Origin of the sequence: Christiangramia sediminicola (genome assembly GCF_031344135.1) — a bacterium.
GTDB classification, from domain to species: Bacteria; Bacteroidota; Bacteroidia; order Flavobacteriales; family Flavobacteriaceae; genus Christiangramia; species Christiangramia sediminicola.
Genome location: NZ_JAVJIU010000004.1, coordinates 234920 through 259067 on the forward strand (window position 1 = coordinate 234920; position 24148 = coordinate 259067).

General features: G+C 37.6%; 21 protein-coding genes and 1 tRNA gene. 15 read left to right on the plus strand and 7 right to left on the minus strand.

The window, feature by feature from the left end; genetic code table 11:
* Positions 1-61: 61 nt before the first annotated feature.
* Entirely contained in the window at positions 62-1960 is a 1899-nt protein-coding gene (locus RE431_RS11590) for an amidophosphoribosyltransferase (RefSeq protein WP_309562146.1), read from the plus strand.
* A gap of 668 nt (positions 1961-2628) precedes the next feature.
* Here RE431_RS11590 and RE431_RS11595 read toward each other — a convergent pair.
* The gene (locus RE431_RS11595; RefSeq protein WP_309562147.1) at positions 2629-3237 is read right to left on the minus strand and encodes a superoxide dismutase; all 609 of its coding nucleotides are present in this window, start codon (positions 3235-3237) and stop codon (positions 2629-2631) included.
* 176 nt (positions 3238-3413) lie between these two features.
* Here RE431_RS11595 and RE431_RS11600 point away from each other — a divergent pair, with 176 nt between their 5' ends.
* The 5 genes from RE431_RS11600 (at position 3414) to RE431_RS11620 (ending at position 13145) form a co-directional block, all read left to right on the plus strand.
* A complete protein-coding gene (locus tag RE431_RS11600) occupies positions 3414-6524 on the plus strand; it encodes a UvrD-helicase domain-containing protein (RefSeq protein ID WP_309562148.1) in 3111 nt (1036 codons plus the stop codon).
* Positions 6525-6610: 86 nt separating this feature from the next.
* The gene (kbl, locus tag RE431_RS11605; protein ID WP_309562149.1) at positions 6611-7804 is read left to right on the plus strand and encodes a glycine C-acetyltransferase; all 1194 of its coding nucleotides are present in this window, start codon (positions 6611-6613) and stop codon (positions 7802-7804) included.
* A 185-nt stretch (positions 7805-7989) separates the two neighbouring features.
* Entirely contained in the window at positions 7990-9441 is a 1452-nt protein-coding gene (locus RE431_RS11610; RefSeq protein ID WP_309562150.1) for an OmpA family protein, read from the plus strand.
* Positions 9442-9505: 64 nt separating this feature from the next.
* The gene (locus RE431_RS11615; protein ID WP_309562151.1) at positions 9506-12262 is read left to right on the plus strand and encodes a PD-(D/E)XK nuclease family protein; all 2757 of its coding nucleotides are present in this window, start codon (positions 9506-9508) and stop codon (positions 12260-12262) included.
* Complete coding sequence (locus RE431_RS11620; RefSeq protein WP_309562152.1) at positions 12249-13145, plus strand: alpha/beta hydrolase family protein; 897 nt, start codon at positions 12249-12251, stop codon at positions 13143-13145. Before RE431_RS11615 ends, RE431_RS11620 begins: the two co-directional genes overlap by 14 nt.
* A 36-nt stretch (positions 13146-13181) precedes the next feature.
* Here RE431_RS11620 and RE431_RS11625 read toward each other — a convergent pair.
* A tRNA-Ala gene (locus tag RE431_RS11625) sits at positions 13182-13255 on the minus strand.
* 61 nt (positions 13256-13316) lie between these two features.
* Here RE431_RS11625 and RE431_RS11630 point away from each other — a divergent pair.
* The 5 genes from RE431_RS11630 (at position 13317) to RE431_RS11650 (ending at position 16362) form a co-directional block, all read left to right on the plus strand.
* Positions 13317-13817 carry a GNAT family N-acetyltransferase gene (locus tag RE431_RS11630; protein ID WP_309562153.1) on the plus strand — a complete coding sequence of 167 codons (501 nt, stop codon included), beginning with the start codon at positions 13317-13319 and terminating at the stop codon, positions 13815-13817.
* A 39-nt stretch (positions 13818-13856) separates the two neighbouring features.
* Positions 13857-15185, plus strand: a complete 1329-nt coding sequence (locus tag RE431_RS11635; RefSeq protein WP_309562154.1) for an MATE family efflux transporter — start codon at positions 13857-13859, stop codon at positions 15183-15185.
* A 63-nt stretch (positions 15186-15248) separates the two neighbouring features.
* Complete coding sequence (locus RE431_RS11640; RefSeq protein WP_309562155.1) at positions 15249-16016, plus strand: enoyl-CoA hydratase/isomerase family protein; 768 nt, start codon at positions 15249-15251, stop codon at positions 16014-16016.
* Between the two features lie 2 nt (positions 16017-16018).
* A complete protein-coding gene (locus tag RE431_RS11645; protein ID WP_309562156.1) occupies positions 16019-16183 on the plus strand; it encodes a hypothetical protein in 165 nt (54 codons plus the stop codon).
* Positions 16180-16362: a hypothetical protein gene (locus tag RE431_RS11650; RefSeq protein WP_309562157.1), complete on the plus strand. Its 183-nt coding sequence runs from the start codon at positions 16180-16182 to the stop codon at positions 16360-16362. The genes RE431_RS11645 and RE431_RS11650 overlap by 4 nt, the downstream gene beginning before the upstream one ends.
* Positions 16363-16472: 110 nt before the next feature.
* Here RE431_RS11650 and RE431_RS11655 read toward each other — a convergent pair whose 3' ends face one another.
* Positions 16473-17126, minus strand: coding sequence for a 2OG-Fe(II) oxygenase (locus RE431_RS11655; RefSeq protein ID WP_309562158.1), 654 nt, complete (start codon positions 17124-17126; stop codon positions 16473-16475).
* A gap of 100 nt (positions 17127-17226) precedes the next feature.
* Here RE431_RS11655 and RE431_RS11660 point away from each other — a divergent pair, with 100 nt between their 5' ends.
* Together RE431_RS11660 and RE431_RS11665 are read left to right on the plus strand one after the other, a co-directional pair.
* Positions 17227-17679 (plus strand): 6-pyruvoyl trahydropterin synthase family protein, encoded by a 453-nt coding sequence (locus RE431_RS11660; protein ID WP_309562159.1) that lies wholly within the window; start codon positions 17227-17229, stop codon positions 17677-17679.
* A gap of 75 nt (positions 17680-17754) precedes the next feature.
* Positions 17755-18513, plus strand: coding sequence for a UDP-2,3-diacylglucosamine diphosphatase (locus RE431_RS11665; RefSeq protein WP_309562160.1), 759 nt, complete (start codon positions 17755-17757; stop codon positions 18511-18513).
* Here the strand turns inward: RE431_RS11665 and recJ are convergent.
* From recJ to RE431_RS11685, 4 genes are all read right to left on the minus strand, one after another.
* Positions 18510-20204, minus strand: coding sequence for a single-stranded-DNA-specific exonuclease RecJ (recJ, locus tag RE431_RS11670; protein WP_309562161.1), 1695 nt, complete (start codon positions 20202-20204; stop codon positions 18510-18512). The genes RE431_RS11665 and recJ overlap by 4 nt on opposite strands.
* Before the next feature lie 64 nt (positions 20205-20268).
* Entirely contained in the window at positions 20269-20835 is a 567-nt protein-coding gene (locus RE431_RS11675) for a uracil-DNA glycosylase family protein (protein ID WP_309562162.1), read from the minus strand.
* 5 nt (positions 20836-20840) lie between these two features.
* Positions 20841-21512 carry a 16S rRNA (cytidine(1402)-2'-O)-methyltransferase gene (gene rsmI, locus RE431_RS11680; RefSeq protein WP_309562163.1) on the minus strand — a complete coding sequence of 224 codons (672 nt, stop codon included), beginning with the start codon at positions 21510-21512 and terminating at the stop codon, positions 20841-20843.
* Between the two features lie 13 nt (positions 21513-21525).
* Positions 21526-22281: a hypothetical protein gene (locus RE431_RS11685; RefSeq protein ID WP_309562164.1), complete on the minus strand. Its 756-nt coding sequence runs from the start codon at positions 22279-22281 to the stop codon at positions 21526-21528.
* Between the two features lie 101 nt (positions 22282-22382).
* On the opposite strand from RE431_RS11685, the gene RE431_RS11690 reads away from it, so the two are divergent.
* Together RE431_RS11690 and alr are read left to right on the plus strand one after the other, a co-directional pair.
* Entirely contained in the window at positions 22383-23030 is a 648-nt protein-coding gene (locus RE431_RS11690) for a thymidine kinase (protein ID WP_309562165.1), read from the plus strand.
* The gene (gene alr / locus RE431_RS11695; protein ID WP_309562166.1) at positions 23023-24132 is read left to right on the plus strand and encodes an alanine racemase; all 1110 of its coding nucleotides are present in this window, start codon (positions 23023-23025) and stop codon (positions 24130-24132) included. Before RE431_RS11690 ends, alr begins: the two co-directional genes overlap by 8 nt.
* Positions 24133-24148: the final 16 nt, after the last annotated feature.

Sequence of the window (24148 nt, forward strand, 5' to 3'; positions counted from 1 at the left end):
CTGTAATTTCAGGGCTTTTTTTGTGACAAACACAACTAAATTCCAAAAAGGAAACTAAGATATGAGTGATGCTTTAAAACACGAATGCGGAATTGCACATATAAGGCTTTTAAAACCTCTTGACTATTACAAGAAAAAATATGGGACAGCATTTTATGGTGTAAATAAAATGTACCTGATGATGGAAAAGCAGCATAACCGTGGCCAGGACGGTGCCGGTTTTGCAAGCATCAAATTAAATACTATTCCCGGGGAAAGATATATAAGCCGTGTTCGGTCAAATCAGGCACAACCTATACAGGATATTTTTGCACAGATCAATCAGAGGATTAATGACGAGATCAAAGCGAATCCTGAACTAGCTGATGATACCGAACTTCAGAAAAGGCATATTCCATATCTGGGAGAAGTTTTCTTGGGACATGTTAGATACGGAACATTTGGCAAGAACAGCATCGAAAGTGTTCATCCTTTTCTAAGACAGAATAACTGGATGCATCGTAACCTGATTGTTGCTGGTAACTTCAATATGACTAACGTAAACAAGCTTTTCAATAATCTTGTTGAATTAGGTCAACATCCTAAAGAAAGAGCCGATACTGTTACGGTAATGGAAAAGATCGGACATTTCCTAGATTCAGAAGTACGTAAATTATACAAGAAGCTTAAGAAAGAAGGTTATTCAAAAGTTGAAGCATCACCTGTGATCGCGGAACAATTAAATGTTGCCAAGATCCTGAAGAAATCTTCTAAAAATTGGGATGGTGGTTATGCCATGGCTGGATTAATTGGCCATGGAGATTCATTCGTTCTTCGAGATCCTGCCGGGATAAGACCTGCATACTATTACAAAGATGATGAAGTTGTTGTGGTAGCTTCAGAAAGACCGGTGATACAAACTGTTTTCAACGTAGATTTTGATGATGTACATGAGTTACCTCCAGGAAATGCTATAATCACTAAGAAAAACGGGCAGGTTTCCATACAGGAGATCATAGAGCCGTTAGAAAGAAAAGCATGTTCTTTTGAACGTATTTACTTCTCAAGAGGTAGCGATGCAGAGATCTATGAAGAACGCAAAATGTTAGGTCGATTACTCATGCCCGATGTTTTAAAGTCTATTGATCATGATACTCTAAAAACCGTTTTTTCATTTATACCGAATACTGCGGAGACTTCTTTTTATGGAATGGTTGAAGCTGCACAGGACGAATTGAACAAACAGAAGAATGAGGCTATCCTGGAAGAGAAAGAAACGCTTACTGATGCCAGGCTTCAGGAAATTCTTTCTCATCGGTTGAGAACTGAAAAGATCGCGATTAAAGATGTAAAGCTTAGAACATTTATTACCGAAGACAGTAGCCGTGACGATCTTGTTGCACACGTTTACGACGTGACCTACGGTGTGGTTAAACCAGAAGACAATCTTGTTATCATTGATGACAGTATTGTTAGAGGTACGACTCTAAAAAAGAGTATCATTAAAATGATGGATAGACTTAAACCTAAGAAGATTGTGGTAGTTTCATCTGCACCTCAGATTAGATATCCTGATTGTTATGGGATAGATATGGCCAGGCTGGAAGATTTGGTAGCATTTAGAGCCGCATTGGAGCTATTGAAGGATAATAATAAATATGACCTTGTAGAGAAGGTTTATGACAAATGTAAAGTGCAGGTAGATCTTGACGATAAAGAAGTTCAGAACTTTGTAAAAGAGATTTATGAACCCTTCACTAACGAGGAAATTTCTGATAAAATTTCAGAATTACTCTGTGATAAAGATGTAAATGCCGATGTAAAAGTGATCTACCAGACGGTAGAAAACCTTCACAAGGCATGCCCTAAAAATCTTGGCGACTGGTACTTTACGGGTGATTATCCAACCGCAGGAGGAAATAGAGTCGTTAATAGAGCATTTATGAACTTTTTCGAGGGTAAAAAAGATAGAGCTTATTAAAAATCTACCTTTCAACTAATATAATTGCACTTAATCTAAAATTCTTTGTGCGTAGGACAATTCTATCTACATTAGTATTGCCATAACATAAGTAGGTTAAGTTCATGGTAGATTTGGGGCAAAAAAAGGTGGAATTAATTCCGCCTTTTTTTATTTCTACTCATTTTCAAAATCCCTTATCTGTAGAAAAATATCGCTAAAATCACTCCATTTTTTTGATTTTCAACCTCTTAACTATTTTCCAGGTATTTCGTCTAAAATATATTTTTTCAAGAAGCTTTCTTATTATCTTTAGAATACCATAGCATAAGTAGGTTAAGTTCATGGTAGATTTGGGGCAAAAAAAGGTGGAATTTTAATTCCGCCTTTTTTTATGGAATCAACTCAATTTCGATTTTAAAATTAAATGCATAAATCTTCCAAAAAGAACACAAAAAACTGAAAAACAGTATTTTAACTAATTTTTGAGTAGTTCGTCTAAAAACTTAAATTGTAATGATTATTCGATTTATATTTACAATACCATAGCATAAGTAGGTTAAGTTCATGGTAGATTTGGGGCAAAAAAAGGTGGAATTTATTCCGCCTTTTTTTATGGAATTAACTCAAGCTTGTCCATAAAAAAAGGCCGCTAAAAGCGACCTTTCTTATTCATTTAAAAGCCATTATTATTTTGCCTTCGCATAACGACTTGATACTTCTTTCCAGTCGATCACATTAAAGAATGCATCAATATAATCAGGACGTTTGTTCTGATAATTTAAATAATATGCATGCTCCCATACATCAAGACCTAAAATTGGAGTTCCTCCACATCCTACTTCTGGCATAAGTGGGTTATCCTGGTTTGGAGTAGAACAAACTTCTACTTTACCTCCACCATGAACACATAGCCAAGCCCATCCAGATCCAAATTGTCCAGCTGCAGCCTTAGAAAATTCTTCTTTAAAAGCTTCAAATGAACCGTATGCAGAATCTATAGCGCTTGCTAATTCTCCTTCAGGCTTTCCTCCTCCATCTGGAGACATAACTTCCCAGAAAAGACTGTGGTTATAAAATCCCCCACCATTATTACGAACTGCTTTATTAGACATATCAAGATTCTTAAGAATGTTCTCGATATTTTTTCCGTCCATATCAGTTCCTTCGATAGCGGCATTTAATTTACTAGTATATCCAGCATGATGTTTCCCATGGTGGATCTCCATTGTCTTTGCATCTATATGTGGTTCTAATGCATCAAAGGCATATTTTAATTTTGGTAATTCAAAAGACATAATTATCTGATTTTTTAGTGATTAGTACTTAAACTCACCCAAATTTAGCCATTAAGGCATTTAATGGAAATTTTTTAGTGTTATAAAATACTTAAAAGCACCTGCCCTTAAAAACTAGTTTTTATTTTAAATTTAAAGTTTTAGCATCTAATGCCAATTCAATAATAATCTCCTATTTGAAAAATACTTTTAATATCTATAATGCTTCGGCAGGTTCAGGAAAAACCTTTACTCTGGTAAAGGAATATCTGATCATCCTCTTCAATTCTCCAAAACGAGACAGATATAAAAACATTCTCGCGATCACTTTCACCAACAAAGCTGTTGGAGAAATGAAATCACGTATCATCGAAAGTCTGGCTGAATTTTCGAAGCAGGATATCACAACGGAAGAAAATCCCCTGCTTAAAGCCGTAACTGAAGAAACAGGATTAACCAAAGAGATCATACGCCAAAGATCTACTGATATTCTCAAAAGTATAATTCATAATTATGCTGCCTTTGAAATATCTACTATAGACGGTTTTACCCATCGTGTTCTAAGAACATTTGCGAGAGATCTCGGAATTCCGATGAATTTTGAAGTAGAACTTAGCGCAGATGAAGTTTTGATGGAAGCGGTAGACAGGCTTATAAACAGGGCTGGTACAGATAAAAAACTTACCAGAGTACTGGTGAATTATACTTTATCCAAGACAGATGATGATAAAAGCTGGGATATAAGCCGAGACCTATTTAGTATTTCAAAACTTCTGATTAATGAAAATCATCAGAAACCCATTCAGGTTCTGAAAGATAAAACCCTGGAAGACTTTGAGAAATTTGGTAAAAAACTGCGTGCCGATATTAAACTTGCTGAAGAAACCTTAAAATTATCGGCTGATTCTTTCTTTGAACTTTTAGATAATCATGGAATTGAAGAAAGCAGTTTTAGCGGGCAGTATGTGACAAAACATTTCAGAAAATTACAAACGGGAAATCTTTCTGTAAACTTTACTGCTAAGTGGGCAGAGAAAATTGCAGATCAACCTCTGTATCCCAAAAAAGCCAGTGAGGATGCGAAAATCGCGCTAGATTCTAATCAGGACCAGATCGTTGAAATTTTCAATGCTTCCAAACAGGCCTTTTTTAAGATTGAGTTTTTAGGTGAAATAAAGAAAAATCTAATTCAGCTTTCGCTTTTGAATGAGATTAATCGGGAAGTAGAAGCAATTAAAAAAGAAAGGAACCTGGTTTTAATTTCTGAATTCAATCCGAAAATTAGTGATCAGGTAAAAGATCAGCCCGCTCCTTTTATTTATGAGAGACTGGGCGAACGCTACCAGCATTATTTCGTAGATGAGTTTCAGGATACCTCAAATATGCAATGGGAAAACCTAATTCCATTGATTAGTCACAATCTTTCAGGGACAGAAACCAGTTCCAGTCTTACTATCGTTGGTGATGCCAAGCAGAGTATTTATCGCTGGCGAGGAGGTCGTGCAGAACAACTGATAGATCTGAGCAATCTTGCGGAAAGACCGTTTCAATTAGAACAACAGGTGGTAAATCTTCCAGATAATTATAGGAGCGGTTCAGAAGTAGTGAACTTCAATAATAGCTTTTTTCAGTATGCTGCTTCAATTCTTAGCTATCCTGAATATTCTGAACTCTTTAAAGCTTCAAGGCAAACTCCCAAAAAGGGTGATTTTGGCTATGTGAATATCAGCTTTGTTGAAGCTGCGAATCGCGAAGAGGAGATGGAGGTCTATCCTGAAAAGATTTTAGATATCATCCAGAAGTTAGATTCTAAAGGAATGAATAGGAAGGATATCTGTATTCTTACCAGGAAAAGAAGTGAAGGTGTTGCCATTGCAGAATTTTTGAGTGAGAATTCTGTTCCAGTCATCTCTTCAGAAACTTTATTGCTTTCTCAATCGCCAAAAGTGCAATTCATAGTTAATCTTCTCTCATATTCCATGAATACGGAAGACGATAAACTGAAACTTTTAATTTTCGATTATTTAGCTGAATCCTTCTTAAGATCAGAAGATGCTCACAGTATTTTAGTTCAGAATCTGGCAAAGAATGGTTCAGAATTTTTCGAATGGCTAAAGGACCAGAATGTGGAATTTAAAATGGAGGAACTTAAAAGGCTTTCCTTATATGAAGCAGTAGAATACATAATTAGAACGTTCAACCTGGTAGAAACTTCTGATGCTTATATACAGTTCTTTCTCGACTTTGTTTTTGAAACCGCCCAGAAAAGCTCTAATAGTCTGAATGATTTCCTTGAAAAATGGGAGCAGAAAAAAGATAAGCTTAGCATAGTGGTTCCTGAAACCGATAATGCCGTGCAGATCATGACAATCCATAAATCCAAAGGATTGGAATTTCCAGTGGTTATTTATCCGTTTGCAAATTCAGAACTTCAAGATACCCGCAATGATAATTTATGGCTTGATATAATTGATGAAAATATTCCAGTAGCTTATGTGAGTGCTTCTCAAAAAATGCTCAACTGGAATGACAGTGCGGCAGAATCATACAATGATCTGATCAATAAAAACGAACTTGATACCTTAAATATATTATATGTGGCTTGCACAAGAGCCGCTCAGCAATTATACATTCTCTCCAATTACCATGAGAAACCAAAGCGCTCTCCAAATATTTCAGATCTGCTTTCAGAATATTTAAGATCCTCCGGTAAATGGAATGGTAGCCTGAAATACGAATTTGGCGACTCTGATAGAATTCTTGAATCCAAAAAGACTCCGAGCAATAGTGTTTCTAATGAGCGTTTCTATTCTTCTTCCACACAGAATAAAGCAGTTCATATAGTTACAAGGTCTGGATCACTATGGGATTCCAGACAGCAGGAAGCTATTGAGAAAGGAGAGATAGCTCATGAGATACTTGCCAGGATAAATAAGATCCAGGATATGGAAAAAGCAATTCAATGGGCTATAAATTCAGGTATGATTACTGAAAAATCTAAGGATGAGATCACAGAATTGATTTCTGGTATAATTAGTCATCCAGAATTAAAAGAATTCTATTCAAGTGAATCTAACAATATTAATGAGAAAGAGATCCTTACTACCGACGGTCTGCGATTAAGGCCGGACCGAATTAACTTAGAAGGTAACAAGGCAACAATCATTGATTATAAGACCGGAGGATTTGTAGATACACATACAAGACAGATCTCCAGTTATGCGTCTGCATTGAACGCTATGGGATATGAAATTGATAAATGTTTGTTGGTTTACACCAATGATCCTATAATTATAAAGAATGTGTAAAAGAAATTTAAATTTGTGAATTGATAGGGAACCAGATTCCCGGAATTTTTAAGAATAAAACTAATCAGATCAAAAAATAACCGATTATGTACGGAAAGATAAAGGAACATTTAGAAAAGGAAATTGAAGAGATCAAGAATGACGGACTGTATAAAAGAGAGAGGATCATTACTGGAGCACAGGATGCAGTGATCAAGATATCAACCGGGCAGGAAGTGATCAACTTCTGCGCGAACAACTATCTAGGATTGTCTTCTCATCCAGAAGTGGTCCAGGCTGCAAAAGATACAATGGATACTCATGGCTTTGGAATGTCCAGTGTTAGATTTATTTGTGGAACCCAGGATATTCACAAAGAACTGGAACAAAGAATTGCCGACTTCTACGGAACAGAAGATACTATTCTTTACGCCGCTTGTTTTGATGCTAACGGAGGAATTTTTGAACCATTACTTACTAAAGAGGATGCGATCATTTCAGATTCTCTTAACCACGCATCTATTATTGATGGGGTAAGATTATGTAAAGCTGCCAGATACCGTTATGAAAACGGCAACATGGAAGATCTTGAAAAACAGTTGAAAGATGCCAATGATAATGGAGCGAGATTCAAAATTATAGTTACAGATGGAGTATTCTCAATGGACGGATTGGTTGCACCATTAGATAAGATTTGTGACCTGGCAGATAAATATGATGCACTAGTTATGATTGATGAATGTCATGCTACTGGATTCATTGGTGAACAGGGAATTGGAACCCTGGAAGAGAAAGGAGTGCTGGATCGTGTAGATATCATCACCGGAACTTTAGGAAAAGCACTAGGTGGTGCTATGGGTGGATACACAACAGCAAAAAAAGAGATCATAGAAATTTTAAGACAAAGATCAAGACCTTATCTTTTCTCTAACTCTTTAGCACCTGCGATCGTTGGAGCATCGATTAAAGTATTTGATATGCTGAAAACAGATGACAGCCTGCGTAAAAAGCTAAAAGAGAATACAGCATATTTCAAAAAAGGAATTAAGGAGGCCGGTTTTGAGATTATTGATGGAGAGGCTGCAATCGTACCGGTAATGCTACACGATGCTAAATTATCGCAAGATATGGCCGATAAATTACTTGAAGAAGGTATCTATGTAATTGGATTCTTTTATCCGGTTGTTCCAAAAGGAAAAGCTAGGATTAGAGTGCAACTATCTGCAGCTCATGATAAAGAACATTTAGACAAGGCAATTAACGCATTTAAGAAAGTAGGTAAAGAATTAAAGGTAATTTAAAGAATTTTAGACCTTAAAAACTTGATAATTAATTATCATAACAATTGATAGTCAGGTATTAAAAAGGCTATAAATCGCTTGGAAACGCGCTGTAATTAAGAAAACTTTATTATTTTTACTTTTGTTAATATGCATTAAGCATATACTTTTGCTTACAATTAACACTTAAAACTAAACTATTAAATATGAAACATCTTAGCAAAATTGTACTGGCCACATTACTGATATTTGGCTTTACTTCGGTTAAGGCACAGGATGCTGACAACCCATGGGCAATTGGTATTGGAACCAATGCAGTTGACTTCTACCCAACGGGTGAAGACGCACCTCTTGGTGGAATGTTCGACGAGTATTTTAATACTGGAGATCATTGGAACATTTTACCTGCAGTATCTAAACTATCTGTATCTAGATTTTTAGGAGCTGGTCTTGTAGGTGAATTGACTGGTACTATCAACCAGATTGACAAATACGGAGACAGAGGAGTTTCTGATCTTTCTTACTATGCTGTTGATCTTGGATTAGATTATAGCCTTAGAGCAATGCTAAACGACGGATGGATTGATCCTGTTGTTGGTATTGGTGGTGGTTATACTTGGATTGGTGATCAGGATGGTGAAGATATTTCAAATCTTGATGCTGCTACATTAAACGGTAAAGTTGGTTTAAACTTCTGGTTTTCAGATAACGTAGCTCTTACCTTAGAATCTAAGTACAAGCACGTATTTGAAACTGAAACTGCTTCTCATTTCCAACATGCAGCTGGTATTAAGTTCGTATTTGGAGGAACTGATACTGACGGTGACGGAATCTACGATAAAGATGATGAGTGCCCAGAGCAACCAGGTTTAGAAGAATTTAACGGTTGTCCTGATACTGACGGTGACGGGATCGAAGATCGTCAGGATAAGTGTCCTAACGAAGCTGGTCTTGCTGAATTTGATGGATGTCCTGATTCTGATGGTGACGGTGTAGCTGATCCTGATGATGAGTGTCCTGAAGTTGCTGGTCTTGCTGAAATGAACGGTTGTCCAGATGCTGACGGTGATGGTGTAAGAGACGATGAAGATGAGTGTCCAGAAGAAGCTGGTCCTGCTGAAAACGACGGATGCCCATGGCCTGATACTGACGGTGACGGAATCCTTGACAAAGATGATGAGTGTCCAGAAGAAGCTGGTCCTGCTGCATCTAACGGATGTCCAGAACCAACTGCAGAGGTAATTTCTGAACTAAACGAATATTCTAAAACTGTACTTTTCGACTTGAACAAAGCTTCTATCAGAACTGAATCTGAAGATGCTCTTAATTCAATCGTTGAGATCATGAATGAGTATCCACAAACTATCTTCCACATTGAAGGACATACAGATAGCACTGGTAGTGATGCTTATAACATGAAGCTTTCAAAAGAGCGTGCTGCTTCAGTTAAATCTTTCTTACAGGAAAATGGAGTACCTGCTAACAGATTGACTTCTGAAGGTTATGGTGAAACTCAACCAATTGCAACTAACAGCACTGCAAAAGGAAGACAAGATAACAGACGTGTTGAAATTTCTTTAGATAAAGATAAAGAGATGAAAGATAAGTCTGGTGAAGAAGAAATGGAAGATGAAGGTATGGAAGAGGAAGAAAACTAGTATTCCCTTTTAAAACATCTTAAAAAACGCTCCGCATTGCGGGGCGTTTTTTTATTTTAGGCGTATGGAATCATTTATACGCGAAGTTCTGCAGAAGCTTAATAACTCTGCCACTCCATTATCTGAAATTAGTTTTATTCTTCCCAGTAAAAGGGCTGGTTCTTATCTTCTTAAAGAACTTGGAAACATTTCAGATAAGAATATGTTTTCTCCTAATATTTACAGCATTGAAGAGTTCACTGAAGTGATCTCCGATCTGGAATCTATAGACAACACTATAAGTCTGTTCGAATTCTATGAAGTTTATAAAGATCTGACCCATGAAGAAAATCGGGAAGATTTTGAAACCTTTATTACCTGGGCGCAGAGCCTTATACACGATTTTAATGAGATTGACCGATATCTAATTGATCACAGACCATTTTTTAATTATCTCTCTGGAATTCAGGATATCAATCATTGGTATTTAAAAGATGAAAAAACCGACCTGATTAAGAGATATCTTCAATTCTGGAAAAGTCTTCCTGAGTTTTACGAGGCGCTTTCAGCTAAATTACTTTCTAAAAATCAGGGATATCAGGGACTTATCTACAGGCAGGCTGCTGAAAACATAAAAGATTACATATCTTCAAATTCCACCAAACACGTCTTTATTGGGTTCAACGCTTTGAATGCATCAGAACAGCTCATCATCCAGGAAATGCTTGAAGCAGGGCAGGCGGAGGTCTACTGGGATATTGATAAAAAGCTTTACGAAGACCAAGATCATGGTTCCTCGATTTTCATTCGGGATTACCTAAAGAACTGGCCCTATTATCAGGAAAATCATGCTAATGAATTCACATCCAATTTCAGTAAGAAAAAGGATATAGAATTGATAGGAGTTCCAAAGAATATTGGTCAGACGAAATACCTTGGAGAGATCCTCACTAAACTAGATCCGCAGGAATTGGAAAATACTGCGATAGTTCTGGGAGAAGAAGAATTATTATTACCTGTACTTAACTCATTGCCAGATGAGATTTCTGAACTGAACATAACCATGGGGTTTCCGGTTAAGAACGCTCCGATTAATTCTTTATTTGAAACTTTGTTTCAGGTCCATTTCAATCAACCAGATTCATTTTATTATAAGGATATTATTTCCATAATTAATCATCCTGCATTCAATCCCATACTCAAGGAAGCTGCGGAAAAACTTATCATTAAGATCAATTCTGAAAATCTGGTTTATATGGAGCCGGAAACCATCATTGCTTCTCTTCCGGAAGAAAACCGGGAATTAATATCTGCCTGCTTTCAGCCTAAAAAAGATTCAGTTTCTAAATTTATAGAGGATGTTCAATTGATCATCCAGCAATTAAAATCATTCCTAAAATCTGAAGAAGATACGATTGGACTCGAATTTCTTTACCATTTTCATGTTCTGTTTAACAAACTAAGCAACCTGAATCAAAAATATCCTCATCTTAAAACTATAAAATCTCTGTACGGTTTTTACCGTGAAATGGTAGGTACTGAAACTTTGGATTTTCAGGGAAGACCTTTCCAGGGACTACAGCTTATGGGAATGCTGGAATCACGTGCACTGGATTTTGAAACAGTTATTATTACATCTCTGAATGAAGGTGTGCTGCCTGCGGGAAAATCAGATAACTCATTTATTCCATATGATCTTAAGCAGGAATATAAATTACCGACCTACAGGGAAAAGGATGCAGTTTACACTTATCACTTCTACAGGTTATTACAGCGAGCCAAAAAGGTGTTCCTTCTTTATAATACAGAAGCCGACGGATTAAATTCAGGAGAAAAAAGCAGGTTTATTACCCAACTTGAAATTGAGCAAGAACCAGGACATAATCTAAGAAAAATACTTATAAGCCCGGAAGTTCCAAAGGTGAATAAAAGTTTAAAGGAAATTCAAAAAACTCCTGAAATGATGGATCGCATCAGGTCTTTAGCTGTTTCTGGTTTTTCACCTTCAGCACTTACCACCTATGTTCGCAATCCACTTGATTTTTATCACCAGTATATTCTAGGCGTCCGAGATCAGGATGAAGTAGAGGAAACTGTCGCATTCAATACTTTGGGTACCGTCGTACACAACGCGCTTGAAAATCTTTATAAGCCTTATGAAGGGAAATTAATTACTGAAGATGTGATTCAGGAGTTTTCCAAAAAAGGCGATGCAGAGATCGCGAAGGAATTCTCTACAACCTATAGTAAAGTGCCGCTTGAGAAAGGTAAAAACCTGCTCATTTTTGAAGTTGCCAAACGCTACCTGCATAATTTTCTCAAATTCGAATTAAAACGAATTAAAGCTGGTGAAGAGATCAAAATTGTTCAGATAGAAAAAGATCTGAAAGTAGAGCTTCCCATAGATAAATTGCCTTTTTCAATTTATCTTCGCGGCAAGGTAGATCGTTTTGAGTTATCGAATGGTTTACCAAGGATCATTGACTATAAAACAGGGAAAGTTGAAACCAGACATTTGAATGTTTCAGACTGGAGTGAAATAACAAAAGATTATGACAATTACTCCAAAAGTTTTCAGGTTTTAACTTATGCTTCCTTGATTGCGCTGGAGAAAGACCTTAAATTCCCCGCGGAAGCAGGAATCGTTTCATTTAAGAATCTGAAGTCAGGATTTTTAAAATTTGAAAAGAAAACAGTAGGAACAAAACAGAAAGACTCTTTGATAACCGAGGAAACTTTAGAAATGTTCCAGAGCGAATTGAAGAATTTAATATTGGAGATCTGCGATCCGGAGGTCCCATTTGTAGAAAAGGAAATTAAAAAGAAATATGGAAGTTTCTAAAGAGAAGAATATTGTCATTGACGGCAAGCATAATAAGCCAATTGTAGCAGACCTTATTTTCAAGGATGATGGGAAACCAAAGCCAATTGTGATTTTTTGCCACGGATATAAGGGCTTTAAAGATTGGGGAGCCTGGGATAAGATGGGTGAAAAGATCGCAGAAGAAGGATTCTTTTTTGTGAAATTCAACTTCAGCCATAACGGTACAGATCCTGAAAATTTAACCAAATTCATGGATATTGAGGCTTTTGGGGATAACAATTACATTATAGAACTTGATGATCTTCAAAAAGTTTTAGACTGGATCCTCTTGCCAGATTTTAAATTCTCCAAGCAAATAAAACCAGATAACATTAATCTTATTGGTCATTCTCGTGGTGGAGGAATTGTAGTTCTAAAAGCTGCAGAAGATAAAAGGATCACAAAACTAATTACTCTTGCATCAGTTTCAGATTTTGCTTCCCGTTTTCCGGAAGGAAAGAAGCTGGAAGCCTGGGAGAAAAAAGGTGTTCAGTATATTGTGAATACGAGAACAGGTCAGCAATTACCTCATCACTACCAGTTCTATAAAAATTTCAAGGAAAATAAAGAGCGACTTAACATTAAGAAAGCGGCTAAAAAGCTTGAGATTCCTCATTTAATAGCTCACGGTAGCAGCGATACGAGTGTTTCTATTGGAGAAGCCGGAAATCTTTTTGAATGGAGTCCTGCGCCTAAATTATTGCTGGTAGAAAATGCCGATCATGTTTTCGGAACAAAGCATCCCTGGGATGAAGAGGAATTACCAAAAGAATTTAAGCATGTGGTAAATAAAAGTATAGATTTCCTTAAAACCGACTCAAAGGTTCTCTGGGATGAATACGGAGATTCCAATGACGACTAGAAATAAAAAAACCACTGAAAAACAGTGGTTTTTTTGTGGAGAATATCGGAGTCGAACCGATGACCTTTTGGCTGCCAGCCAAACGCTCTAGCCAGCTGAGCTAATCCCCCGGCTATGGGCAAATGTAGTAATTTTTACTAAATATAGAAATGTTTATTTTTTGACCTGAAAATGATTAGAAAGGCCATCATTACTGAACTTCCGGAGATAAAGAAGCTAACCGAAGCTTGTGCTCAAGCAATGATCGAGAAGAAAATTTATCAATGGAACGAAAATTATCCTTCTCTTGAAAAACTTCAGAATGACATCGAAAAGGAAGAATTAATCGTGTTTGAAAATAACAATAAGATCATTGGAATTATCGTGATTACAGAAGAAATGGATGAGGAATATATTCCCATCAAATGGTTAAGCAATTCAGAAAATAACATCTATATACATCGGCTGGCTACTCATCCTTCAGTTTGGGGAGAAGGATACGCTCAGAAATTAATGGCTTTTGCTGAAAACTATGCCCGTAAAAATCAATTTGAATCGGTAAGATTGGACACCTTCAGCGAGAACCTTAGAAACCAGAAATTTTACGAAGCAAGGGGTTATCAAAGATTAGGGAACATCTACTTTCCAAAGCAGAGCAAATCACCATTTTATTGCTATGAATTGCTAATTTAATCGGGCGCGTTCTATATTTGCTTTTCAGTAAAGTAAGCTTTGGAGAATTCAGTAAGTTTTAAAAACATTAATAAGATTGCTATTCCGGCAATAATCGCCGGAATTGCCGAACCACTGATCTCTCTTACGGATATCGCGGTAATTGGTAATGTAGACAAGAATTCAATAGAAGCTCTTGCAGCAGCTGGAATTGTTGGTTCTTTTCTTTCTGCTATAATCTGGATTGTAGCTCAAACCAAAACTGCAATCTCGGCCATTGTTTCGCAACATTTAGGAGCCAACAGGCTACATGCCGTCAAGACATTGATCCCACAAGCAATATTTTTCAATTTTCTATTCAGTCTTCTGATATATGGTTTAACCGCATTTTTTGCTGAAAGTATTTTCAGTGCTTACAATGCAGATGGTTTGATCCTCCAATATTCTGAAGATTACTACCAGATAAGGGCGCTGGGATATCCTTTAACCCTGGTTACTTTCGCAATTTTCGGGGTTTTTAGAGGATTACAAAATACATTATGGGCAATGAAGTGTAGTCTTACCGGAGCCGCTGTGAACATTGCGCTGGATTATCTGCTGGTTTACGGGGTAGATGGCTTAATTCCTCCTATGCACTTAAAAGGTGCGGCATACGCCAGTCTAGCTGCCCAGGCGACCATGCTTATTATGGCTTTCTGGTTCTTTTTCAGGAAAACATCTTTTCATTTAAAATTAAGTCTGAATATAAATCCGCGAATGAAAGGCTTGTTATTAATGGCTGCAAATTTATTCATACGAACTGCAGCATTGAATTTCGCTATTTACCTGGCGAATGCCTATGCTACAGATTATGGTAAGAATTATATAGCCGCCCAAAGTATTTTGATGAATATCTGGCTGTTCTTCAGCTTTTTTATAGATGGATATGCGAATGCAGGCAACGCAATTGGAGGAAAATTACTTGGAGCCATGGATTATAAGAATTTATGGGAGCTTAGTAAAAAGATCAGTAAATATGCCGTTTTGATCGCATTAATCCTGATGGGACTTTGCGCTTTGTTCTATGATCAAATAGGTTTGCTTTTTAATAAGGAGGCCAGCGTACTTGCACTTTTCTCATCTGTTTTCTGGATTGTTTTACTCATGCAACCCGTGAATGCGATCGCCTTTATGTTCGACGGGATCTTTAAAGGTCTAGGTGAAGCAAAATATTTAAGAAATGTATTGCTTGTTGCAACCTTTCTGGGCTTCACTCCTGCCCTTCTGATTTCAGATTATTTCGGACTGAAATTGTACGGTATCTGGATCGCCTTCTTCGTGTGGATGCTTATTAGAAGTAGCACCCTTGTGGTTTATTTCCGTAGAAAATATCTTCAAAAGGAAGTTTAGATTCTGTTAAGTTAGCCATCGCTTTACTTCAATATGATTAACTTTGGGGAAAACTGATTATTTATGACTACCAGCCGCGAGAACGGAAGTTTATATACACACATAGAAAATAAGATTGCAAGCCTTGAATTTGGCCATCCTGCCAGTAATTCATTTCCATCGGTGCTTTTAGACCGACTGGAAAAAGAGATCAATAAATTATCTGAAGATGATTCTGTAAATGTCATATTATTAAAGTCTGAGGGTGAAAAGGCATTTTGTGCCGGAGCTTCTTTTGACGAACTAATAGAGATTGAAGATCTTGAAACCGGTAAACAATTCTTCTCCGGTTTTGCAAAGGTGATCAACGCCATGAGAAAATGTAAGAAGCTGATCTTTGGACGCGTTCAGGGGAAAACTGTTGGTGGTGGAGTTGGTCTGGTTGCAGCTTGCGATTATGCCATGGCCACAGAAGCAGCAGCGATAAAACTATCAGAATTAAGCATAGGAATTGGTCCTTTTGTAATTGCTCCGGCAGTCGAAAGAAAAATAGGAGTTGATGGTCTGGCAGAAATGACTCTGGCTGCACACGAATGGAAAAATGCTTATTGGGCGAAAGAAAAAGGTTTGTATGCAAAGGTTTTTGAAGATTTGAAAGATCTTGATAATGAAGTAGCGTATTTTACTGAAAAGCTGGCTTCATATAATCCGCAGGCTTTATTAGAAATGAAAAAGACATTGTGGAAGGATACTGATCACTGGACTGAACTTCTTGATGAAAGAGCTGCAATTTCCGGAGAATTAGTACTTTCAGACTTTACTAAGAAGGCTTTGGCTAAATTTAAAAAATAGTAATGAAACCCATTTCTCTTATACAGGATCTTGTAAAAGATTCGGCTTATGAAAAAGGATATCAGGTAGGCCAGTTTCTTGGCGAGAATATTTTTCTGATCCTTGGTTTGCTCATAGGAATAATTGTGGTGGTTATCATGAGAAAAACTTTTAATTCTAAACCATGATGCAGGAGCATTTACCTAAAGATAAAGATCCTAGTGAAGTGCAGGAGTGGGGCTGGACAATTCAGGAATTCGTAACCGAGAATTTCTGGTACTTGCTTGCTATCATTGTTTTATTAGCTTTATTCTTTTTTGCGCGTCACCGATGGAACGTTAGAAACTCACGAAAACATAAGAATTGATGGATCAGGATACCCGGGAATTTTTTAGTTTTTTAAGCGGAATGGGATTCTGGCTAATATTAGCCTTGATCCTGATTGGACTTTTTATATATAAAAGATTCCGTAAATAATTATCTCGTCTTTAACCAGCCGGTAATACTCAATCTTGGTACTTTAACTGGCTTCACTTCGTGTTCCAGTTCCTGGCTTTCAAAAATTACCACGCGCCCGGGAAAGGGATAGATATCAATTTGTTTTTCCTCGCCATTCTCATCAAGATAGATCGCTAGCTCTCCTCCATTTTCCGGCTTCCAATCTTCATTATTCAGGTAGCACACCATAGATAACTTTCTTCTTCCATCATTCTGAAAAGTATCTAAGTGACGTTTGTAAAAAGTACCTTCAGGATATAAAGCATAATGAAATTCCTTAGTTAGAATCCCCATAAAACAAGTTCTGTTCAGGTATTCCACCATGGCATTGATCTTTTTGAAATAGATATTTTCAGCAATACCTGCCTCAGCTTCGTTTATCCAGAGAATAAAATCACCACGAATAGATCGCTCTATGATCTCGCTTGTTTTATTTCCAATCGCAGCTTTTTTGAAATTATCTTCTTCATATTTCTGCAATAGATGGTTACGGAGAACCTCTACCTCATCAGGCTCAAAAAAACTGTCAACGACACTATATTTTTTTTCCAATAGATCCTCGATGATCCTTTCAAATAAAGGGTTCTCTCTAAAATCTATCTGCTCAAAAAGTTCCTGATCTGTATTTTGCATAGCATGGAAAATTTCGCAAATATAGTTCGGAAAGTAAATTCAAAAATGTTAAAAATTCAGGCATAAAAATTCAATTATCTTTGTACCAAAATAGGCTGAAATGAGCAACATTAGAATCACCAAACAATTTTCATTTGAAACCGGTCACGCACTTTATGGATACGACGGAAAATGCCGCAATGTACATGGTCATAGCTATAAGCTAAGTGTTACCGTAATTGGAGAACCTATTACAAATAATGAAAATGTGAAATTTGGGATGGTGATAGATTTTGGAGATCTGAAAAAGATCGTAAAGTCTGAGATCGTAGACCATTTTGATCATGCGACGGTGTTCAATAAAAACACTCCACATGTTGAACTGGCTAAGGAGCTGAAAGATCGCGGACATCATGTGATCTTAGTAGATTACCAGCCTACCAGTGAAAATATGGTCATAGATTTTGCTGAAAAGATCAAGAAACATTTGCCTTCACATATTAATCTTCATTCTTTAAAACTTCAGGAAACCGAAACTTCTTTTGCTGAGTGGTATGCCAGCGATAATAAGTAAAATAACGAGCTACACTTTTTTGTTAACCATTGTGAAAAGTCAGTTTTCCATATATTTACTTCCAACTAAGCATTTATGAATATCCCTCAAGGTAAAAAGCTCTACTTTTCAAGTGATAATCATCTTGGCGCTCCAACCATGGAAGAAAGCCGGAAGCGAGAGGCTGTTTTCGTGAAATGGCTGGATGAGATCAAAGAAGATGCTGCTGCGATATTCCTGCTTGGTGATCTATTCGATTTTTGGTTTGAGTATAAACATGTGGTTCCTAAAGGCTTTGTAAGAACACTTGGCAAATTGGCTGAGATCAAGGATAGTGGAATACCTGTCTATTTCTTTGTTGGCAATCACGACCTGTGGATGAACAATTATTTTGAAAAAGAACTCAACATTCCCGTTTATCACCAACCTAAAGAATTTGAATTCAACGGAAAGAACTTTCTTATTGGCCACGGTGATGGTTTAGGTCCCGGAGACCAAGGCTATAAGCGAATGAAAAAGGTTTTTACCAATCCGCTTTCAAAATGGCTTTACAGATGGTTACATCCTGATCTTGGTGTACCATTAGCTCAATACTTTTCGGTTAAGAATAAAGCAATTTCAGGAGAAGAAGACATGGAGTTTCTTGGGGAGGACAAAGAGTGGCTTATTCAGTATTGCCGAAGAAAGTTGGAGTCAAAACATTATGACTATTTTCTTTTTGGCCATAGGCACCTGCCTTTAGAAATTGATCTAAATGGGAAGTCAACTTATATTAATACTGGAGACTGGATAGCGCATTATACCTATGCAGAATTTGACGGTGAAAATTTGAGTTTAAAGAAACTGAAGTCCTAGATACTCTCCCGGATATCCTTCAGCTTTAACTGGATCTTTGTATTTCCATTCCAGGTATTCTCATCAAGACTATAGACAGCATCGAACTTTTTTCCCTGTTCTATAAGTTCCAGTTTTGGGCCTAGATTGAATCCGATAACATCAAATGCAGGTCCGTTCTTATCCTGCCTTACCTGGCATTTTAGGTGAGTTTTATCTTCGCCCACACATTTTCCGAAACCAGTATCAGTTAATCCACGACTTATAAAAACGGGAGACATATTTCCAGGACCAAATGGAGCAAATTGCTTCAGGATCCTGTAAAATTTAGGGGTGATATCCTGCAACTGAAGCTCAGCATCAATATTAATTTCGGGGGTTAGCAAAGTTCTGTCTATAGTTTCTGAAACTACTTCCTCGAACTTAGCCTTGAAATTCAAGTACTCCGATTCCATTAGAGTTAAACCGGCGGCGTATTTATGACCACCAAATTGTTCAATATATTCTTTACAAGATTCTAATGCCTCGTAGACATCAAAGCCTTTTACAGATCTTGCGGAAGCAGCCAGCTTTTCCCCGCTTTTTGTAAAAACGAGCGTTGGTCTGTACCAGGTTTCAGTCAAGCGACTGGCTACGATCCCTATTACTCCTTTATGCCAGTTCTCGTCATATACGACCGTTGTTAATCGCTCTTCTTCATTTTTCTGAATGATTTGCTGTCTGGCTTCTTCGGTTATAGATTTATCGGCACTTCTCCTGTCGGTATTATAAGCCTCGATCTCTTCAGCATATTGCGCAGAAATTTCCGCATCTTCTTCGGTTAATAGATTTACTGCATGTAAACCATGTTTCATCCTACCAGCCGCATTTATTCGAGGCGCCACTATAAATACAACATCAGTAATACTAACATTTTTACGATCTCCAAGTAAACTGCTGATCCCTTTTCGCGGAGCAACGTTTATTACGTGCAGACCGTGATAAGCAAGTATTCTGTTTTCGCCAGTTATGGGCACAATATCGGCACCAATTGCTGTAGCTACAAGATCCAGATATGGCAGCAAGGTTTCTTCAGGTTCATTATTCTTCTTCGTGATAGCCTGAATTAATTTAAAACCTACACCGCACCCGCAAAGTTCATCATAAGGATATGAACAGTCTGATCTTTTAGGATCCAGAACCGCTACCGCATCAGGAATTTCAGAACCAGGACGGTGGTGATCACAGATCACAAAATCTATCCCTTTTTCCTTCGCATAAGCTACTTTTTCGATTGCCTTGATACCGCAATCCAGAGCAATTATCAAATGGATATCGTTATCTTCTGCATAATCTATTCCTTGATACGATATACCATAACCTTCTTCATAACGATCTGGAATATAAGTAGTGACATTAGGATAGCGAAACTTCAGAAATGAAGACATTAAGGCTACACTAGTTGTACCATCTACATCATAATCGCCATAGACCATGATATTTTCTCCATTCTTAATAGCCAGTTCAATTCGCTCAACTGCTTTACCCATATCCTTCATTAGAAAAGGATCATGAAGATCTTTGAGTTCTGGTCTGAAAAACTTTTTTGCTTCCTCAAAACTGGAAATTCCTCTTTGAACAAGAAGCCTTGCTACCGGAATTCCCACACCTAACCTGTCTGCCAGAGAATTGACGGTAATAGGATCAGGTTTGGGTTTTAAAGTCCAGCGCATAGGTAAAATGTAAATAGGATTGAAGCCGAAATTAGCAAAAATCAAGTTACCAGAATTGAATTTTTCAGCTTAATATTTTCTGAATTTTTTCCTGTAATTTTGGTACGATTTCGTTCTCGAACCAAGGATTTTTCATTCTCCAGAACCTGTTCACCGGAGATGGATGTGGCAAGGTCCAGAATTCAGGCAGGAACTTTTCAAAATTCTTTACTTTCTGAGTTAGATTTTCTTTTTTTCCGAGGTAATAATTTGCCGAATATGAACCAATAATGATCTTTAACCGAACATTCTCCAGTTGATCCCAAACTGATTCATGCCATAAGGGAGCACATTCCTTCCTGGGTGGCAAATCTCCTGTTTTAGCTTTTCCCGGATAGCAAAAGCCCATTGGAAGAATCGCGAAATTATCGGTATTGTAAAAGGTATCATCATTTACACCCAACCATTCGCGAAGTTTTTTTCCGCTTTGATCTTTCCACGCAATACCAGATTCGTGCACCACTCTTCCGGGCGCCTGACTTATTAAAACAATTTTTGAATTTCGATTAGCTTCTATAATGGGATTTGCTCCTAATGGAAGATGCTCTTTACAAAGTTTACATTGCCGTATTTCCCTGATAAGATCTTCCAAAAAGATTAGGATTTCCCTTCTACAATTACCACGATCTCACCTTTCGGCGGATTATCGGTATAATGTTGAAGAACCTCAGCAGCGGTGCCTCGTATAGTTTCTTCGTGCATTTTAGTGATCTCTCTGGAAACAGAAACTCTTCTGTCCTCTCCGAAATATTCTGAAAAATGGCCTAGAGTTTTTATAAGCTTATGTGGTGATTCATAGAACACCATAGTTCTGGTTTCTTCAGCAAGTAATTTTAACCTGGTTTGTCTTCCTTTTTTCACCGGTAAAAAGCCTTCAAATACAAATTTATCATTGGGAAGTCCACTATTCACTAAAGCTGGAACAAAAGCGGTGGCTCCTGGAAGACAGTCAACTTCAACGCCTGCTTCCACACAGGCGCGAGTAAGTAAGAATCCTGGGTCTGAAATGGCCGGGGTACCAGCGTCACTAATTAAAGCCACAGTTTCACCGGCTTTGATCCTGGATACGATACTGTCTACAGTTTTATGTTCATTATGCATATGGTGACTGAACATCTGCGTCTGAATCTCAAAATGCTTCAATAGTTTTCCACTATTTCGGGTGTCTTCAGCAAGAATAAGATCAGCCTCCTTTAGAACTCTAATGGCTCTAAAAGTAATATCCTCCAGGTTTCCAATTGGTGTTGGAACCAGAAACAATTTTCCCATAAATCAGAATATCCTAATTGCTGAATTTATTTTCGATATGCGCCATAAAACGCTCTTCGTAGTTCTCTTTTCCTTCCCAGTGGTTGTAATCTGGTTTTACTACCAATTCAATGAATTTTGTAGCTTCTTCAAGGCTGGTAAAAGTATTTAATTGAGAAAGTACACGATTATAGTCTGCTGTATTACCATCAAATAAGTTTTTGATATAAGCAAGACGTTCATTTAACCCAATATTGATTCCTTTCTTTAAACGATCGTTCAGGGATCTTGGCTTATTATTCTTTTCAACATGGTTAACCGGTTCAAAATCTGGAAGATTATCATAATCTACCCCAATATTTCTGTAATCAGATTTATCCTGATTTTCCTGTTTAGGCTGCGCCGGTTTTGGTTTCTGAGGTGCCGCATTGATGTTACTCATCATATGATCCACCTTTTCAGTTTCTGGCGGCATCTGGGCTACGATATCCTTTATTTTTTCAGTATTAGGCTCTGTGATCGCCTCGTAGTCTTCGTTATATTCTGTCCCATCAGGATAGAACTCATCGTGAGAAGGTGTCTTTGGTGCCTGTGGTTGAGGTTTTTCAGCCTGAACAGGTTTAGACGTTGTATCTTCTACAGTGAGATGTTTTTCAGTGAAAGCTAATACAGTAAGTTTTTCATAAAGATCCTTCGCCATTTCCTTTAGTTGTCCTGCATCCAATGTACCTTTCTCATTGAGAATCTTTTCAGCAATTCGAACAAGATCTGCTTCGATTTTCTTTTTCATAACTTTAATGATTCACCCTTAGACAGGGTTGTATTTTTAATAAATTTGTTCCACCTTTATGCGAAAGAGGTATTTCCCCGTTTCGATTTGAAAAATACAAAATGTTTCTCGAAAATACAGTAAATCACGAAGAGCAATTTGGCTGGATTGAGGTTATTTGCGGCTCTATGTTTTCCGGAAAAACGGAAGAACTTATACGTAGACTCAAGCGCGCCAAATTCGCCAAACAGAATGTAGAGATCTTCAAACCTGCTATAGACACCCGTTATGACGAAGAAATGGTGGTGTCTCATGACTCCAATGAAATACGTTCAACACCGGTACCTTCCGCCTCGAATATCAGAATTCTGGCAGATGGGTGTGACGTTGTGGGAATTGATGAAGCACAATTCTTTGATGATGAGATCGTGACTGTTTGTAATGACCTGGCTAACCAGGGAGTTAGAGTGATCGTAGCAGGACTGGATATGGACTTTAAAGGAAATCCCTTTGGACCAATGCCCAATTTAATGGCTACGGCCGAATATGTTACGAAAGTACATGCGGTTTGCACCAGAACCGGAAATCTAGCCCAGTTCAGCTACCGTAAAGCGATCAATGACGACCTTGTATTTCTTGGTGAAAATGAAGAATATGAACCGCTAAGCCGTGGTGCATACTATAAAGCTATGCTACGAGAAAGGGTTAAGAAACTGGATGTGAACGATGCCGAAGAGTTGAATCAAAAACCCAAAGAAGAAAATGCCTGAAGCCAAAGAAACTGTTCTAGAGATCAATCTTGGAAACCTGGCTCATAATTACCGCTATTTAAGATCTAAAATAGACAAGGATGTAAAATTCCTTTCTGTGGTTAAAGCTCATGCCTACGGAAGCGATTCTGTAGCTATAGCCAAAAAACTGGAAGAACTGGGTACCGATTATTTTGCGGTTGCTTATGTTGAAGAAGGAATTAGATTAAGAGAAAATGGGATCACGAAACCAATTCTTGTACTTCATCCACAATTCACCCATTTTGAAGAGATCATAGAACATTGTCTGGAACCAAACCTGTACAGTGAAAAAATATTAAGATCATTTATTGCCACCGCTGAAAAGCTGAAACAGAAGAATTACCCGGTTCATATTAAACTGAATACAGGCTTAAACAGGCTTGGATTTGATCAGCCGGAAATTGAAACGGTAAAAGAACTGATTTCTACAACTCCTACTTTAAAGATCGCCTCTGTATTTTCTCATCTTGCTGCTAGTGAAGACTGGCAGGAAAGAGATTTTACCGTGGGACAGATAGATCTTTTCAGGAAAATGAGCTGGGAGCTTATCAAAGATCTTGAACACGAACCACTGTTGCATATTTGCAATACCTCGGGAGTTATTAATTATACTAAAGCTGCATTCAGCATGGTGAGAACCGGAATCGGGCTTTATGGATACGGAAACGATGAAACGGTAGATCCATACTTGAAACCTGTTGGAAAGTTAAAAACGATCATATCCCAGATCAGGAAATTAGACAAGGGAGCGACCGTTGGTTATAACCGTAGTTTTAAGGTGGAAAAACCTTCAAGAATAGCGACGCTTCCTGTTGGCCATGCCGATGGTATTAACCGAATCTACGGTAAACAAAAAGCTGGAGTATTTGTAAATGGAGAGTATGCCCCAATTGTAGGAAATGTGTGCATGGATATTATCATGATAGATGTTACCGGCATAGATTGCGAAGAAGGTGACGAGGTTATCGTTTTTGGCGGACCTCAGCATCCGGTAAAATTTGCGGAAGCAGGAGGAACTATTTCCTATGAATTGATCACTGGTATCCAACGTCGAGTTACACGCAAGATCATACCTGAATAGACGTACAATTACCAAA

Excerpts from the sequence above, each read along its gene's own strand:
- RE431_RS11620 (WP_309562152.1), top strand. The coding sequence starts at position 12,249 with ATGGAAGTTTCTAAAGAGAAGAATATTGTCATTGACGGCAAGCATAAT.
- rsmI (WP_309562163.1), bottom strand. The coding sequence starts at position 21,512 with ATGGGAAAATTGTTTCTGGTTCCAACACCAATTGGAAACCTGGAGGAT.
- RE431_RS11640 (WP_309562155.1), top strand. The coding sequence starts at position 15,249 with ATGACTACCAGCCGCGAGAACGGAAGTTTATATACACACATAGAAAAT.
- RE431_RS11690 (WP_309562165.1), top strand. The coding sequence starts at position 22,383 with ATGTTTCTCGAAAATACAGTAAATCACGAAGAGCAATTTGGCTGGATT.
- RE431_RS11645 (WP_309562156.1), top strand. The coding sequence starts at position 16,019 with ATGAAACCCATTTCTCTTATACAGGATCTTGTAAAAGATTCGGCTTAT.
- RE431_RS11590 (WP_309562146.1), top strand. The coding sequence starts at position 62 with ATGAGTGATGCTTTAAAACACGAATGCGGAATTGCACATATAAGGCTT.
- RE431_RS11655 (WP_309562158.1), bottom strand. The coding sequence starts at position 17,126 with ATGCAAAATACAGATCAGGAACTTTTTGAGCAGATAGATTTTAGAGAG.
- alr (WP_309562166.1), top strand. The coding sequence starts at position 23,023 with ATGCCTGAAGCCAAAGAAACTGTTCTAGAGATCAATCTTGGAAACCTG.
- RE431_RS11660 (WP_309562159.1), top strand. The coding sequence starts at position 17,227 with ATGAGCAACATTAGAATCACCAAACAATTTTCATTTGAAACCGGTCAC.
- RE431_RS11610 (WP_309562150.1), top strand. The coding sequence starts at position 7,990 with ATGAAACATCTTAGCAAAATTGTACTGGCCACATTACTGATATTTGGC.
- RE431_RS11650 (WP_309562157.1), top strand. The coding sequence starts at position 16,180 with ATGATGCAGGAGCATTTACCTAAAGATAAAGATCCTAGTGAAGTGCAG.
- RE431_RS11595 (WP_309562147.1), bottom strand. The coding sequence starts at position 3,237 with ATGTCTTTTGAATTACCAAAATTAAAATATGCCTTTGATGCATTAGAA.
- RE431_RS11685 (WP_309562164.1), bottom strand. The coding sequence starts at position 22,281 with ATGAAAAAGAAAATCGAAGCAGATCTTGTTCGAATTGCTGAAAAGATT.
- RE431_RS11615 (WP_309562151.1), top strand. The coding sequence starts at position 9,506 with ATGGAATCATTTATACGCGAAGTTCTGCAGAAGCTTAATAACTCTGCC.
- recJ (WP_309562161.1), bottom strand. The coding sequence starts at position 20,204 with ATGCGCTGGACTTTAAAACCCAAACCTGATCCTATTACCGTCAATTCT.
- kbl (WP_309562149.1), top strand. The coding sequence starts at position 6,611 with ATGTACGGAAAGATAAAGGAACATTTAGAAAAGGAAATTGAAGAGATC.
- RE431_RS11665 (WP_309562160.1), top strand. The coding sequence starts at position 17,755 with ATGAATATCCCTCAAGGTAAAAAGCTCTACTTTTCAAGTGATAATCAT.
- RE431_RS11630 (WP_309562153.1), top strand. The coding sequence starts at position 13,317 with ATGATTAGAAAGGCCATCATTACTGAACTTCCGGAGATAAAGAAGCTA.